Raw genomic sequence first — 14,655 nt, forward strand, 5'->3', positions numbered from 1 at the left:
TACAAACTATGACCTTGCTTGATAACGAAATAGAAATCCTTCGCCAGAAATTTCCTGACGGCACGCCGAATGTTCATTCTCTTTCGGATGAACAAAAGGCGTGGCTGCATATGAAGATACAGTCTATTGCAGAAGGAATTGTTCCCTCTCCAGTGATAAGTCAACTTGAAAAAATCGGAAATCGTCTAACGCATGCAACGGAAGATATTCCTGATGATGAAATGCAGAAAATTGTGTCGTTTATTTTTGCAAATATGAATGAGATTGAGAACATACCGAAAAGAGGATGAAAATGACAAAAAAGGATTTTCGTTCTAATTGTCGTAAGGCTCTTAATGTACTTGAAACTATACGAAAAAAATTCCCGTTAGGAATTTCGGATGTCTCAGAAATTTCAGATGAATCACGAGCCTTGATACAGGTTAAAATTCAACAATTCCGTGAATGCGTAAAAGGAGAAGGGCGACTCTTGTCCAAATATTCTTGGTGGAATCCGATGAGACTATCAAGAAATAAAACAGCCCACACAAAAAAAGACCTTTCTGATAAAGAATTCTCAGGATTATGCGACACCCTTTTTCAAAATATTCAAAAGATATCAGATGATTTATGTAAAATCATAGGTATTCATCGTCATCATTCTAAGAAAAAACGCAAATTCGAAAACTTTGCTCCAAGTAGCGCTTTTGGTACAGAAGCGGATAGAAAACAGCTTATTGACGCAATGGAGGATTTGGCATCACCTGTTGAGCCCACCGATATTAAGATTGAATTTCCCCAGAATGATTATGCAAAGCTTGCTGAAAAGACATTCTCAGATATTCTTGACCATGATGACATAAAGGATTACATCCAATCTCATGAAGGGGTCTCTGAAAATATCCAGACCGATATTCTTGAATGGCTGCAGCTAACAAAGGAAACACTTGACAAGGAAGACCCCTTCCTAGATGAATCTATTTTTATCGAACAACACAAGAAATGGTCTGCTATAGATGTAGCTACAGATTTAACGAATGAGAATTCAAAAATTCAATACCACTATAGACGATTGCCTTCTGTAAGCGAATCGAAACGGGGGGCAATCGCCCCAAGCAATCTTAATTTCAATTTCTATAAGAACCAATTTGCAGAACAGAAAAAAGAGCCAAAAAAGGATGACAAAGATAAAGCACCTATCCAATGGAAATCTTTGGAGCAACTGGAAGTTCTTCGCAGAAATTTCATCGGCGACATGGAAGAATGCTTTATTGACCGCAAAAATAAATGGGAACAAGAACGTATTGATGAAATGCGAAAGACGTTCCTAGAAGAGCTGTATAAAAAAATACAGAATTTCAAGCGTCTTGAAAAACTCCTTTCCCCATTCATCAAGAATTTTGGGCGGCTTTGGGATTTGTCCGAAGGATTTTTTGAAACTAGTGGCTTTGAAATTCTGGAACAATTCGCAAAACTCCTTGAACAAGATCAATCGTTGCAAGAACTTGCAGAAATCTTGGGTAAGCAGAATCGCGCACAATCCATTTTTGAAAAGGAACTTCGCGATAAAGTTGTCATAAAGACAGAATGGCATCCCCAAAATGCCTATCGTGGAGAGATTAAAGGCATTTGTTTTTCGAACGATATATCATCGATCTTGCCAAGTGAATTGGCATTAATGAAAAATCCGGCAACAAAGAAACTCTTCCAGCTGCGATTCGCCCAAAAGCAGCTGTTGTCTTTCGAATACCAAAGAAATGTCGAAAGGACAAGAAAAGAATCTACACAGGAAGAGGTTTCCATTGAAAAGAAGGAACCCAAAGGTCCTATTATTATCTGTGTAGACACAAGTGGTTCTATGCATGGAACACCGGAAAACATTGCAAAAACCGTGACATTCGCCTTATCCAAAATCGCACTCGAAGAAGAACGAAAATGCTACCTGATTTCATTCTCTACAGGAATAGAAACTCTAGATATGAGAGATTTCAAAAAAGGCGATAGTTTGCAGAAACTCGTTCGTTTTCTACAGATGTCTTTTAATGGCGGCACAGATGCGAGCCCGGCATTGCAGCATGCAATAAAAATGCTTCAATCCAACGATTATAAGAATGCAGATGTCCTTATGATATCGGATTTTGTAATGGCAAATCTTCCGCGCAATTTAATTGATGCTATAGAAGTAGAAAAAGAAAAGAATACCGATTTTTACAGCCTTGTAATTGGGACAAGCGGCAATCAAGGCACAATAGATTGTTTCAATCACAACTGGTCGTATAATACAAACGATATCCATGCATCACGACATTTAGTTGAACAGTTGCATTCCATAAAAATGCGTCCCACAAGTCAAGGATTATCCGACAATGCCGACAAATAAAAACGCATTCTTACGAATAAAGATTCTCGATGGACTACTTTCAGAGAGCGTAGTTCGCCGTTACACAATGAACGATTTGACAAGATTGTGCAATGAACAGCTTGAGATATCTGGCGAACGCCAAGTAGGACGTCGCTGTCTCGAAAAAGATATAGAATTTATACAACAACAGTTTGGATTAATAGAAAGAGAACGTTCTGGTAAAAGCACAATCTTACGATATACTAATCAAACTGATAGTATCTTTAACCAAAGTATTTCTACATCGGAAAGAAAACTTCTTCAAGCAGTTTCTCAAACTTTCGGAAAAATGGATGGTGTAGAAGACTTTGAAGTATTAAATCAGTTAAAAAGCTCTGCAAACGACCAGGAACAGCCAATCATTATTTTTGAAAAAAATGAAGATTTGAACGGTCGCGACTTATTGCCAAAGCTTTTTAGACTGATTGAACGCAAAACCACCATAGAATTGAAATATCATCGCATCAAAGACACTCAAAAACGGAACAAAAAACAAATATTCCCTCACGTTCTAAAGCAATGTAAAGGCAGATGGTTTCTGTTTGGTACTACTATTGATACAAAAGAGGTCATGTGCTATTCTATGGACCAAATAGAGGATATAAAGCCTTTACCAATAAAATACAAACCATATGATGGAAGATGGGATGAATATTTTGAAAGTGTAATTGGTGTTACAAAAAAAGCTGATGATACTCCACAGGATATTGTTTTCTGGGCCTCGCAGGATGAGTGTGCCTATTTGGCCGGTAAACCGGTCCATTCATCCATGACACCCCTAAAAAAGAACGATGCAGAACTTCGGAGAAGATATCGTCTTCCCGATGATGGAAAACTATTCCGCATTAATTGCATCGTCAATTTTGAGTTGAAAAGAGAAATGGCTTCAAAATTTGGGGAGAGAATTGTTCTTGAACCACCTTCTCTGCGAAAAGAAATAATTAATGATGTCAAGACAATGCTGAATCGATACAGAATGATTACTTCAAAGAGATCTAAGTTTGTTTAAATGGATCTATTCGTCACCAAATTATAAGGAGTTTTTCAATGAGTACAAGCTTACCGAAATTGCAAATCCTGCTAAATGATATGCTCGTTAATGCAAGAGCAAAAAGGACCCAACAGAATCTAAATATGTCTTTTGGCGAGAAAGATTACATAACGCTTTTAGATGTAAAAGCGCGTTTTTCAGAAATATGGAATGATCGCAATTTGTTCATGACTATTGATGAACTTAATAAGGAAAATGTGGGCGATTTCCTCATGAAAAACGCAATATTCTACTTCTTTATGCGAACAATACAGATTAAAGATTCTGAGTTCTTTAAATTGGAATCAAACCAGCTGAAAGAGTTGATATTTAAAACTATTGTATATATACATTCCAACGCACTAATGGATGAAAGCCTTAAACGAGAGCGCGAGTATTTTGATAACGAAATAAGCGAAGGAAATAAGCCCGAAATTGAAGCTTTTTATCAACTACTAGAAGCAAAAATGCCAAAAGAAGAATATTATGATTATGCACTAGGTTTTTATGTTGCTTCCGCTTCAAAATACATGGAAAAAAAGAACCCGTATTGGTATTTAAACTTCAAATCAATAATTGACTATGTAGGCAACGCACGAAATCCTGAGAAATTCTCTGGATTAGTCAACGAAATCATTGTCAAGTACTTTTATATATTTTGCGACTTGCAAACTATTGACAAAAAGTTCATGCATACAGAACTAAACTTAATCGAAAGAAGAATTTCTAATCAAGACTATACGCATAAAGTTTTGCTTGCTTGGAACATACAAGATATATACAATATGGTTTGCATTGATTGTCTTGTTCGTGATGACGTTAAGCAGAATATTTTTGAAGAGTTAATGGCCAAGGTGTTTTACAACGAATATTCCATCTCCTACTCCTTGCAGAGTAATAGAACTGCAGTTAAAGAAGCAAATGAATTTTGGAAAAGTAACTTGTTCAAAGACAAAATATTAAAAAATGACATTATCGGTTTCAGCAGAGACGATTACTATACTACTCCCTATCAGCTATTTAATGCAGTTTTTTATGTATTCAAAGAGGATTTCAATCAGAATCCTGGAATTATCGCATGTCTTTACTTGTTATCAACAGAAATGGATGCCGACTCATTCTTTAGTTTCTTTTCATTAGAAAAGGAAGATGAAAAAGATGGTAAACTGACTAATCATTATCTAAGGAAGATTGATGATACCCTTAAACAGGAAAGTATAATTAATCATAATTTAGAAATTAGGGGAGAACGAGGAAAAAATTATCGAAGATATCATGATATTTTCTCTGGTTACAAAGATGCAATAAAGAAGGGAAAAACGGAAGAATGCTTAAAATTGCAACAAGAAAAACAGGATTTAGAATTAGGCGTTAATCGGAACTTTGATTTAAAAAGAGATTTGCTACAACGCTTCCTTTGGTTTACCATAGTTTTCAAATGCGGTCTCTTTTATGATAACGACGAAGATGTTTATAAAATAAATTCTGATCGCGATAAAATGCTTATTCCTTTTTGCAATGGAATGATAGGTAATGAATACGCGAACATTAAGTATGTAAATGTGAATTTTAACTCTATTTTGAAAAAGATTGGTGTGGAAAATGAAATAGATTTGTTTATAGATAAAGTAAAAGATTATAGGAGCATTGTACTTTTAGTATACAATCTTTCCCGCGCCGAATTTAATAGTAGGGAATTTCTTATCAATGAGATTAACTCAATCAGGGAAATACAAAAAGAAAAACTACATGTTGACTTAAAAGATGTTCCTAGGGGAGAAAAATTTCAAGCCAAGGCCGAGGAGATAAAAGAATATAACAAGGTTTCAAAAAGAAATCTTGAGAAACTAAAAAAGATTGACTGTGGATTTAAGTTGAATTCCTTCTCGCAAAGCTTTTATCCTTTTTCTGCAAGTTCTTTCCATTCAAAAGAAATTTGGTTAAAAGGTAATAAGCAAGGTCTGTTTTCATTTGGTTTTGAACATCGTGTTGACTGTAAATTGATTTGGGAAACAGATAATGAGTATTCCGATGGTGAATTGAATTGGCGTGTTATTAATGAAAGAGGGTTGACAACTAGATACTTATATCGAGATAGAAATTCCTATACGCATCATTCAGAGCATTCAAGTGTAAACGCTCTTATGGAGCCCAAAAACTGGGCGAACTTGTTAAGGGCTTTATCTTATTATTATCTGTTGTTAAGATGTCGTTTCTGGAGTGAGAGAATCTGTCTTCGCGAAGGTTATAATATCCAAGAAGATGATACTTTTTTCCAAAACCTGTTCCTTCAATCAGAGGTTGAGGATATTTATAATATTCTCGTTTCATTGGTGCAAGAATGTGCGGGCGTTATTATATCAAAACCACCGGTTATATTTGACGCTGAGAAATATAATAAGACTCAAGGTAAAGACGCCTCAACAGTTGACGACTTGTTATCCTACATACAAGAACACGGCTCGAAGAAAAGTGAGATTTCTTATTCTGAAATTCCAGAAAGGCTTGACCCAAACTATGAATTATTTGAAATGCGTCTTGAGCGATTACTGAAAATTATGTTCATGGTAAATGATTTTGATCCTGTTGATCAGAAGCACTCTGTCAAGTTTATGGATTTTTATAGCCAATACAATACGGAAATATCCATCTATCTCATTTATATGGCGTTTGCTATGAATTACTGTGACGATGTGAAGGCTGACTCACTTTAAAATAGCCCTATTCCACATTAGACTACGTAAACAGTGGTTTACATTCGTGCGGTTTTGTACCTTGTTTAACGGGGTGGATGTCTGCCCCCACAACAAGGAGGCCATCATGAAACGCGCAAACGTTATCCTGTTCATTGCCTTCGTTCTTCTCGTGACGACATCTTTTGCCGCAAGGACGGTCAAGTCCAAACAGGGCGACATAGATCTTGCCTTCGAGCGGGGCGGGAGCACCATAGTATGCACAGCAGGGTTCTACGATGAACTCACCGTCGTCAAGGAGGCAGATACGGATGTCCTCGTGCGCGGGAGTTGCGGTCAGGGTTGGGTTGACAAGGCTAAGGTCGAACTGGTGGCAAAGCCCGCGGGCGACAAGAACCTCAGCTTCAACGAGTACAACATCGAAGGCTGGATTGATAATCTTTCGCTGATCGACGTCTTCTCGGACAACGTAGAAGATTTCGACGGGGTGAAGATTGACCGGGACTTCAAGGAGTACCTGACTCAGACGCTGGACCGTGAACAGATGGAGATGAGCCGCGGGGAAAACTGACCCGAGGGCGCGTCCCGAAAAATACCAAGGCCGGGTTCCATAAACGGGGTCCGGCCTTTCCCGTATAAAAATTTTCGCGAGGGGGTGACACTTTTGCCCGGGTCGGGTGTTTCAATAATGTAAATTTATAGGGTCCGATGAAGAGTTTCCTTAAAAAGAGTTTCGTGTCGCCGGCTGTCTTGTCGGGCTTGCTCGTGGCCATTACTGCCTGCGACTTTCACGGACCGTGGGAATATTACCCCGAGGAGCGCGAGGTCTACACGGGAATCTACACCTACGGGCACATTTCCGACTTCACTAATCCGGAAATCTGTTTCTCGAAGGTCTACGAGCTTGACGAGGCTGCGGCAGAAAACTTCGCGTTCTACGACAGTGCCTACGTGACTCTGCAGGGCAAGTTCAAGATGGGCGAGAACGAGTACGATACCACGGTTGTCCTGCAGACGTGGGGCAAGCCGAACTGTTTCAAGGCGAACGAGCGCGGAATCCTGGGCGAATCCTACACGATGGACGCTTACTTTGTATGGGACAGTGCCGGCAGTATGGTAAAGTCTAGGTACACTGCGGTGGCATCTATCCCCAAGCCGGTCAAGGTGACGGGCCTGAACGTCCCAAAGCAGGACGGCAGTTACGAATTCATGGAATACACCGAGGGTTCCACGGTCTCCGTGGATTTTCTGGAATTCCCGATGGACATGGAGTTCGTGAAGTGCGCGCTGGATTTTGACAAGTCGATTGGCGGCGTGCTTTCGGTGCTGAACTACGACATGGAAACCGAGGAATCGGTGAACACCACCATCAACCAGATGCTTGAGGGCTTGACCGAAGCCGACGACTCGACGGGTTACCGGGGCATCGCGATGCACGACCCGTTTGAACGCCGACAGAACCTGGGTTACTCGGAGAACCGCTGGATAGGCGGTTTCAACAACCTGGATACGCTGTACCTAATGAACATGATGCTTCCCATCGGCAGGATTTCCGTGGATATGTACACGACAGACCGCGCGTACGTGGATTACGAGCGCAAGGTCAAGGAATCGGTTAGCGATTCGCGCGTGGTGCCGGAATCAAACATCGAGAACGGCATGGGAGTATTTTTCGGGATGTCGAGAACGTCGCTCGAACTCAATGTGCGTGGCGAGGGCGTGACCATGGAATATATCGGTTTCCATAACTGTGACTACATCGGGAACGGTGACGAGGAAAGCTGGGAAACGCGTGCCTGCAGGCTGTTCCAGGATATCGCCTGTTCCGGGATGCCGACGGATGACTACCAGTACGACCTGGTCAGGGGCAATGCGCACGCATACGAGTACTACCGTGAAGGGACTATTACCGGATGGCCCAAGACGTGCTACCCCTCGAACGTGAAGGCTGCCATGATGCTCGATACCACTAGGTGGTCGATATTCCTGCCCGATACCATCAGCGACGCAGACAAGTCGGAAGCGTATGCCGACGGTCTCAAGCGCTACTGCGTTGCAAGCAACTTCAAGAGCAACCACATCGCGGACTGCAGTGAGCTCGAGGAACTGTGCCTGAAAAACACCGAGAAGAACTACTGCAAGGAATACCTTTGGGAATGGTGCGCCGACCGCGACTGGGATATGCTGGAATACGAGCAGTGCCGTAGCGCGTTCGTGAGCCGCTACTACCTGGAAGAGCAGAAGTCGAGCATATTGAAGCGCGAGGTGGAAGAGATTTGCAACTACGCATTCCCGAAGGTTTCCGAAGACGAAGATGTAGACGCAGAATTCCGCACCCCGATTTGTGCGAACTGGTGCAAATACCGTGACGGAAAAAGTCCCCTGCGCGTTATATGCGAGTAAATGCTTTCAAATTAATATTCGTGGTGACACATTTGACGGGTTCGGGTGTTTTAATTATGTAATTTTGATACCTAACCATTGCGGAAAGTTATGAAACGTTTAAGATTATTGCCTTTCGTGCTGTTGGTGCTGCTTGTTTCGGGCCCGGCCCTTGCCGACCGCGCTTCCGAAATTCAGGACCTGAAGCTTGAAAAGGAAAAACTGAATTCCGAAATCCAGAAACTGAACCGCCAGATTTCGGCGACGGATTCGATGCTCAAGGCGGACGATTCCCGCTACAAGACTCTGCAGCAGCGCTACAAGGCCGACACGGAACGCCGCCGTGCCGAAATCGATAGCCTGAACGCGAAGATAAAGGCGGTCGCGGGTGAACTCCAGGCGGAGCGGAACAAACAGGCCCGCGCGAAGAACCGTACAGACAACGTTGCAGCAAAGCGCAAGGCGCTGCGTACCGAACTTGCGGGTATCAGCAAGAAGCTCGAATCGCAGGTGGCGCAGACGGTCCCGTGGGAACTTGAAAGCAGGCTCGACCGCGTAAAATCCCTGACCCGCGATATCGAGAGCGGGAACGCAAGCGAGGAGGAAGGCTTTTCGCGCCTCAAGTCGCTCATTGCCGAAGAGACCAAGTTCGGCGACGAGGTGGCCATAATAAACAGCCCGCTCACCCGCAAGAACGGCGAACTCATCAACGCCTCTATTCTGCGCATCGGGAACCAGTGGATGGTCTACAGCGATGACAACGGCACTGTTTTCGGTGCGCTGGTGCGCAAGGTCGTGGACGGGAAGGTCGTTTACGAATGGAACGAGGAATTGAACCTGGAAGAACGCGCGGCGGTGAAGCTCGCGCTCGACGTGAAGCAGGCGAAGAAACCGCCCCAGATCGTGAAGTTGCCCGTAAGCCTCTCTATCGTGGGAGGTGAAAGATGAGATTAGACGAAAGACGAATGACGAAAGACGAAAGAACTGTAAGGTTGGTGAGCCTGCCGAACCAACTTAACTGTGGACGCGTTGTTAGCACCGCTCTAATTACATTGTTTCTTGCCTCATCTGCATTTGCATGGCCGTGGTCTTCGGGCGAAAAGAAGTCTACCGCCGAGGACCAGGCACGCATCAAGGATTCCCTGCAGATGGAAGAAATGCGCAGCTTGCAGCGCGAGGTAGAAACGCTTACCCGCATTCGCCTGCAGAAGGCGGACTCGCTCGAGAAACTCGAGGCGGAACACTGGCGCAAGCGCTATGCCGAGTCGCAACTGACCGAGGAGCACCAGGCGGCATCGCGTGAACTTGACGGCCGCTATTCCAAACTCTCGACGGATCTTGGCCGCGTGAACGAGGAGGTCATGGCGAGCAGGAGCATGACGGGCGATGCCGAGGAGAAGGCGCAGGCCGATGAATCGGCATACGATGCGCTCAACACGCAGGTGAAGCTCTCGATTGACAAGACTCTTGGCGACGTGATGGGCGATTACCCGGTGGGCATGAACGGGCGCCTGATTCGCCTGAAGCAGGCCTCCGAGGATGCCGAGAAGAAGGTGCCGAATACGGTCGGCGCGGTGCAGAATTTTATGAACGACCTGCTGCTGCGTCATGAACTGACCTACACGCAATTCTACGGGCGCGAGACTTCGCAGGTGGGCAACCGCCCCGACGTGAACGTGAACCGCTTGCGCCTGGGTACGGTCTTTTTGGGCGAGGTCGCGCAGGATAACGGCGAGGTGCAGGCGCTGCTCCGCTCGGGTGCATTGCAGGGCAAGATATTCGAATGGAACGCGTCGCTCCCTCCGGAGATGGCCGCGAATATAAAGCAGGCCGTATCGCAGGCCTCGGGGGCTTCCACGGTTGTCTCTATCCCGCTGGATGTATTGCAGAACAAGGCGGTCAAGAACGCGATTACCGACACGAAGGAACTTACCTGGCGCGAGGAATTCCAGGCTTTCTTCAGGAAGGGCGGTATCGTGATGTATCCGCTCATGCTGGTGGCGATTTTCGCGCTGCTGCTTTGCCTGGAACGCTTCCTGGTGCTCAGCTACCGCGGGCATCTGAGCCGCAGGTTTAACCGCAAGCTCGACGCCCTCGTGAAGGAGAACCGCTACGAGGATGCGGCTGGCCTCTGCCTCAAGAAGGAAACGAGCCTCTCGATGGTGCTCTTTGCGGTGCTGAACCGCGCCCGCGATGCGCGTGAAGATGCGGAACGTGCCCTGCAGGAGGCATTGCTCCGCGAGCAGCCGAAACTGGAACGCCGCATGGGGCTCCTTGCCGCGATGGGCTCGATTGCCCCGCTGCTCGGCCTGCTCGGCACGGTGACGGGTATCATCACGCTGTTCACGGTGATTACCGAGGTGGGCACGAACGACGCGCGCGTGCTTGCGGGTGGCATTTCGGAGGCTCTCGTGACTACGGAAACGGGCCTCGTGATTGCAATCCCCGTGATGATTCTGCACGGGCTGTTGAGCGAAAAAATCGAGAAGGTCACGAGCGAGATGTACGTGCAGAGCACCGCACTCCTGAACCGCATTTTCGGCGCTTCGACGAGCTCAGCGACCGATTCAAGATCAGAAAAGAATGAGGACCAATAAGTTCCCTGAGCTTGCCGAAGGGAACAATCAGGAAAACAACTATGAGTAGCTACATGTACATATTGAAATGTTCTGACGGATCTTACTACACAGGTAGCACAAGAGAATTGGAAAAGCGCGTTATGGAACATAATATGGGTCTAGGGGCTAATTATACTCGTAAGCATCGTCCTGTAGAACTTGTTTACTTTGAAGAATTTCAAAGAGTTGATGACGCCTATGCAAGAGAAAAACAAATTCAAGGCTGGTCTCATTCAAAGAAAGAGGCTTTAATTCAAGGTCAGTTCGGCAAGCTCACCGACCTTTCTAAATCCAGCGCAAATAAACGCGAGTCTGCCTAGAATGACAAATACCCACTACATACTCATCGAGTCGCTCGAGAATACGTACCATGCCGGCGGTGTGGTAATGCTCCCGATTCTTTTGGCGGGTGTCGTGGGTTTCTACTACCTGTTTTCGAGCTGGTTCCGCATCGGGAGCGACTTTTTCCGCACCGACATCCACAAGGTCATCAAGCGCATGCGCGTGGACCTGAACGGCGGAATCGAGGAAGACGAGAAGAATGCGGAACCGCCCAGCGTGAAGAAGGCCCTCCGCAGGCTGCGCAAGCGAGGCGGGCTCCTCTCGCGGGAACTCTGCTATGCGATTGACGTCGCGAGCACCAATCCCGAGGGCTTCCGCGACTACATGCAGGTGCGTATGATGAAGACGGTGCGCTACATGGAGCAGGGCAACCACATCGTATCCGTGATGGCATCTGCGGCGCCGTTGCTGGGCCTGCTCGGCACGGTGACGGGAATGGTTTCTACCTTCGAGGTGATTACGTTGTACGGGAACCAGAACCCGGTGCTCATGGCCGACGGTATCTCGGAGGCGCTTATATCTACGCAGAGCGGGCTCCTGGTGGCGTTCCCGCTCACACTCCTGAAACAGCGCCTGGACGAGCGCGTAGAAATGCTGCGCCAGAAGATGGAACTCGGCGCGACCGTTATAGAGAATTATTTTGTAGAGAGGAAGTGCCCGTGATTCGTCATTGCGAGGCTTCGCAAGAAGCCGTGGCAATCTAGGAATGAAGGATTTATTATGGAATTCAACTTGCCGAGAAGAAAGCAGAAGGATATGGGCATCGAGATGGGCCCGCTGATGGACATCGTGTTCATCCTCCTCATCTTTTTCGTGGTGACGTCCTCGTTTACCCGCGAGACGGGCGTGAACGTGACGAAGCCTCAGGCGCAGTCTGCAAGCCAGCTCGAGAAGGAAAACCTCCTGATTGCGATTACGCGCGAAGGGACAATCCACATGAACGAGCGACAGGTGGACCTTGCGAGCCTGCAGGATATCTTGAAGCAGTCGCTTGCGAAGGCGCCCGACCGCGAGGCTGTTGTGATTGCGGATAAGGGTGCCGAGACGGGCGTGCTCGTGCAGGTAATCGACATGTGCAACTTGGCCGGAGTGAAGAAGGTCTCCATCGCGGCGCAGGCGGAGTAATTGATGATTGATAGTTGATAATTGATGATGGATGATGGATAGTTGGTGATTGATGATGTGGAGTGTGAGATTTGGAATGTTTTGGAGTGTCATCCTGAGCGACCCCTGTAAAGGGGGAGTCGAAGGATCTAGATGTGAAGCGGTAATTAGAGTTTAATAGATAAAATATCAGAATAGATAGAATAATGGTATTGAAGTTTTTTAAAAAGTTGCTGAAGCGTTTTGCTATCCTCATCGCGGCAATCCTCGCGAGCTGTGCGCTCGTGTTCTCCGTGACGATGGCGAACCTATTCTTGACGGGCAAGGTGTTTCACGAAAAGAAATACAACAAGACAGAAATTGCCGTGAAGAAGGTCGAGGAAGTCGAGAAGAAGGTCGAGAAGAAAAAGCCCGCGCGCAAGCCCGACCGCCAGAAATCCAATTCGCGTTCCCCGAAGGCGGGGCCGCGTTTCGCGATGAATCTCGGGACGGCATCGGGTAACGCCGGCGCCGCCGTGAGCGAGGACATGGTGGCCGATTTCCGCGGCGGGACGCTTTCGACCGAAAAGGGCGACGTGGACAAGAAGCCCGAAAGCAGGGCGTACCCGAACTTCCAGGTGCCCCCGCAGATCCGTGACCGCGAAATCGATGCGATGCTGCGGCTCAGTTTCTGTGTGGACGTGAACGGCAAGGCGTACGATATCAAGGTGCTGGAGGAATCGCCCGCGGGTTCCGGGCTCGCCGCCGCCGGCCGCGAGGCGCTATCGCGCATGACGTTCGCGCCAGCCGAAAAGGCGGGCAAGGCGGTACCCTTCTGCGGCATGGAACAGCCTTTCGAGGTAAAGTTCAGGGACTGATGCGATGTGTAGTGTGTAATGTGAAGTGCGAAGTGTGGAATGGAAAGTAATGTATGGTGTCATCCTGAGCGGAGTCACGAAGTGATGTAGTCGAAGGATTCAATGAAATTTATGAATTTGTTTAAATTGATAAATATTTTTTATGAATTGAGACGAGGCTTGCGTGGGCATCTCGCTGCCTATAATTCTCGTAGTCTCGTTGCCCGCGGTTCCTTGCTAGTCGCCTTACTCTTCGCAATACCTGCTTTCGCGGCGCAATCCGCATACGACCTGATGGAGCGCGCGAACGCCCTCTACCGCGATGGCAAATTCAAGCAGGCCATCATGCTCTACCGCAAGGCGGAATCCCGCGGCGCGGACCCCGTCGCCACCAGTTTCAACATCGCGAACAGCTACTACCAGCAAAACGACCTGCCGAACGCCGCCGCCACGTACCGCAAGGCCGTCGACTTCTCGAACGGGGCTTTTTCCCCGGCGCTTTTCAACATGGCGAGCGTGTACTTTAGGCTCAAGCAGTACCCCGAATGCGTGGCGGCGTACCACCGGGCGTTGAAACTGGAGCCCGAAAACGTTTCGGGCTGGCTTTACCTCGGCGAAGCCTACGGTAAAACCGGCGACGCGGTCGGCGCGCTGCGTGCCATCGAGAAGGCCTACCAGCTCGACAAGGAAGACATAAGCATCGTCTACCAGCTTTCAGAGGCGAACATCGCGCTGAACGATTTCGAGCGCGCCGTAGCCGTTATCCGCGAGGGCTACGCCGCGCACCCCGACGAAGTGGACTTTCTCGTGTATCTCGGCGACGTGTACCGCCTGAACAAGCAGTTCGAGGAAAGTGCCGCTGCTTACCGCGAAGCGCTGGGCGTCCGCCCCGATGATACCGCTACCATGTACAAACTAGCAGACGTCCTCGCCGAAGACAACAAGCCGTTTATCGCGATGGACGTGCTCAACAACCTGGTACAAATCAAGCCGGATTTCAGCGATGCGGCCATATTCCTCGGGAATCTCGCTTACGACGCGAAGTTCCTTGACCGCGCCGAATCCGCATATGAACTTGCGGCAAAGCAGGGCAACGCGGAATCCGTTTTCGGGTTCAAGAACATGGCCTACGATGCCCACGCCGAAAAGCGCGATGGAGAGGCGCTCCGCCTGCTGAAAGTTGCGCAGAAGTACTTCCTCGACGATATCACCGTGCAGGCCGACATCCTGGAATTCGAGAAGAACTAAAAAGTCCGGCGAGTGAGCCGGA

At 47.1% G+C, this 14,655-nt stretch carries 13 protein-coding genes; all 13 read left to right on the forward strand.

All coding sequences use genetic code 11. The features are described from left to right. Window positions 1-8 precede the first annotated feature (8 nt). Window positions 9-290, forward strand: a complete 282-nt coding sequence (locus BUA44_RS10540; protein WP_072811749.1) for a hypothetical protein — start codon at window positions 9-11, stop codon at window positions 288-290. 2 nt (window positions 291-292) lie between these two features. After that, window positions 293-2,359: a VWA domain-containing protein gene (locus tag BUA44_RS10545; RefSeq protein ID WP_072811873.1), complete on the forward strand. Its 2,067-nt coding sequence runs from the start codon at window positions 293-295 to the stop codon at window positions 2,357-2,359. After that, complete coding sequence (locus tag BUA44_RS10550; protein ID WP_072811752.1) at window positions 2,346-3,389, forward strand: helix-turn-helix transcriptional regulator; 1,044 nt, start codon at window positions 2,346-2,348, stop codon at window positions 3,387-3,389. The genes BUA44_RS10545 and BUA44_RS10550 overlap by 14 nt, the downstream gene beginning before the upstream one ends. 38 nt (window positions 3,390-3,427) lie before the next feature. Next, a complete protein-coding gene (locus tag BUA44_RS10555) occupies window positions 3,428-6,124 on the forward strand; it encodes a hypothetical protein (RefSeq protein WP_143151953.1) in 2,697 nt (898 codons plus the stop codon). A 106-nt stretch (window positions 6,125-6,230) separates the two neighbouring features. Next, a complete protein-coding gene (locus BUA44_RS10560) occupies window positions 6,231-6,674 on the forward strand; it encodes a hypothetical protein (RefSeq protein ID WP_072811875.1) in 444 nt (147 codons plus the stop codon). A gap of 137 nt (window positions 6,675-6,811) precedes the next feature. Next, entirely contained in the window at window positions 6,812-8,506 is a 1,695-nt protein-coding gene (locus BUA44_RS10565; protein WP_072811755.1) for a hypothetical protein, read from the forward strand. 90 nt (window positions 8,507-8,596) lie between these two features. Continuing rightward, complete coding sequence (locus tag BUA44_RS10570; RefSeq protein ID WP_072811757.1) at window positions 8,597-9,433, forward strand: DUF3450 family protein; 837 nt, start codon at window positions 8,597-8,599, stop codon at window positions 9,431-9,433. Continuing rightward, complete coding sequence (locus BUA44_RS10575; protein WP_255370529.1) at window positions 9,430-11,082, forward strand: MotA/TolQ/ExbB proton channel family protein; 1,653 nt, start codon at window positions 9,430-9,432, stop codon at window positions 11,080-11,082. Before BUA44_RS10570 ends, BUA44_RS10575 begins: the two co-directional genes overlap by 4 nt. A 41-nt stretch (window positions 11,083-11,123) precedes the next feature. Then, window positions 11,124-11,423 carry a GIY-YIG nuclease family protein gene (locus BUA44_RS10580; RefSeq protein ID WP_072811761.1) on the forward strand — a complete coding sequence of 100 codons (300 nt, stop codon included), beginning with the start codon at window positions 11,124-11,126 and terminating at the stop codon, window positions 11,421-11,423. A gap of 1 nt (window position 11,424) precedes the next feature. After that, window positions 11,425-12,108 carry a MotA/TolQ/ExbB proton channel family protein gene (locus BUA44_RS10585; protein WP_072811763.1) on the forward strand — a complete coding sequence of 228 codons (684 nt, stop codon included), beginning with the start codon at window positions 11,425-11,427 and terminating at the stop codon, window positions 12,106-12,108. Window positions 12,109-12,165: 57 nt separating this feature from the next. Further along, window positions 12,166-12,570, forward strand: coding sequence for an ExbD/TolR family protein (locus BUA44_RS10590; RefSeq protein WP_072811765.1), 405 nt, complete (start codon window positions 12,166-12,168; stop codon window positions 12,568-12,570). A gap of 185 nt (window positions 12,571-12,755) precedes the next feature. Then, window positions 12,756-13,406 carry an energy transducer TonB gene (locus BUA44_RS10595; RefSeq protein ID WP_255370530.1) on the forward strand — a complete coding sequence of 217 codons (651 nt, stop codon included), beginning with the start codon at window positions 12,756-12,758 and terminating at the stop codon, window positions 13,404-13,406. 147 nt (window positions 13,407-13,553) lie between these two features. Then, window positions 13,554-14,633 carry a tetratricopeptide repeat protein gene (locus BUA44_RS10600; protein WP_255370531.1) on the forward strand — a complete coding sequence of 360 codons (1,080 nt, stop codon included), beginning with the start codon at window positions 13,554-13,556 and terminating at the stop codon, window positions 14,631-14,633. Window positions 14,634-14,655: the final 22 nt, after the last annotated feature.

Origin of the sequence: Fibrobacter sp. UWR3 (genome assembly GCF_900143055.1) — a bacterium.
GTDB lineage: Bacteria > Fibrobacterota > Fibrobacteria > Fibrobacterales > Fibrobacteraceae > Fibrobacter.

Excerpts from the sequence above, each read along its gene's own strand:
- BUA44_RS10590 (WP_072811765.1), top strand. The coding sequence starts at position 12,166 with ATGGAATTCAACTTGCCGAGAAGAAAGCAGAAGGATATGGGCATCGAG.
- BUA44_RS10560 (WP_072811875.1), top strand. The coding sequence starts at position 6,231 with ATGAAACGCGCAAACGTTATCCTGTTCATTGCCTTCGTTCTTCTCGTG.
- BUA44_RS10575 (WP_255370529.1), top strand. The coding sequence starts at position 9,430 with ATGAGATTAGACGAAAGACGAATGACGAAAGACGAAAGAACTGTAAGG.
- BUA44_RS10545 (WP_072811873.1), top strand. The coding sequence starts at position 293 with ATGACAAAAAAGGATTTTCGTTCTAATTGTCGTAAGGCTCTTAATGTA.
- BUA44_RS10585 (WP_072811763.1), top strand. The coding sequence starts at position 11,425 with ATGACAAATACCCACTACATACTCATCGAGTCGCTCGAGAATACGTAC.
- BUA44_RS10595 (WP_255370530.1), top strand. The coding sequence starts at position 12,756 with ATGGTATTGAAGTTTTTTAAAAAGTTGCTGAAGCGTTTTGCTATCCTC.
- BUA44_RS10580 (WP_072811761.1), top strand. The coding sequence starts at position 11,124 with ATGAGTAGCTACATGTACATATTGAAATGTTCTGACGGATCTTACTAC.
- BUA44_RS10550 (WP_072811752.1), top strand. The coding sequence starts at position 2,346 with ATGCCGACAAATAAAAACGCATTCTTACGAATAAAGATTCTCGATGGA.
- BUA44_RS10555 (WP_143151953.1), top strand. The coding sequence starts at position 3,428 with ATGAGTACAAGCTTACCGAAATTGCAAATCCTGCTAAATGATATGCTC.
- BUA44_RS10540 (WP_072811749.1), top strand. The coding sequence starts at position 9 with ATGACCTTGCTTGATAACGAAATAGAAATCCTTCGCCAGAAATTTCCT.
- BUA44_RS10570 (WP_072811757.1), top strand. The coding sequence starts at position 8,597 with ATGAAACGTTTAAGATTATTGCCTTTCGTGCTGTTGGTGCTGCTTGTT.
- BUA44_RS10565 (WP_072811755.1), top strand. The coding sequence starts at position 6,812 with ATGAAGAGTTTCCTTAAAAAGAGTTTCGTGTCGCCGGCTGTCTTGTCG.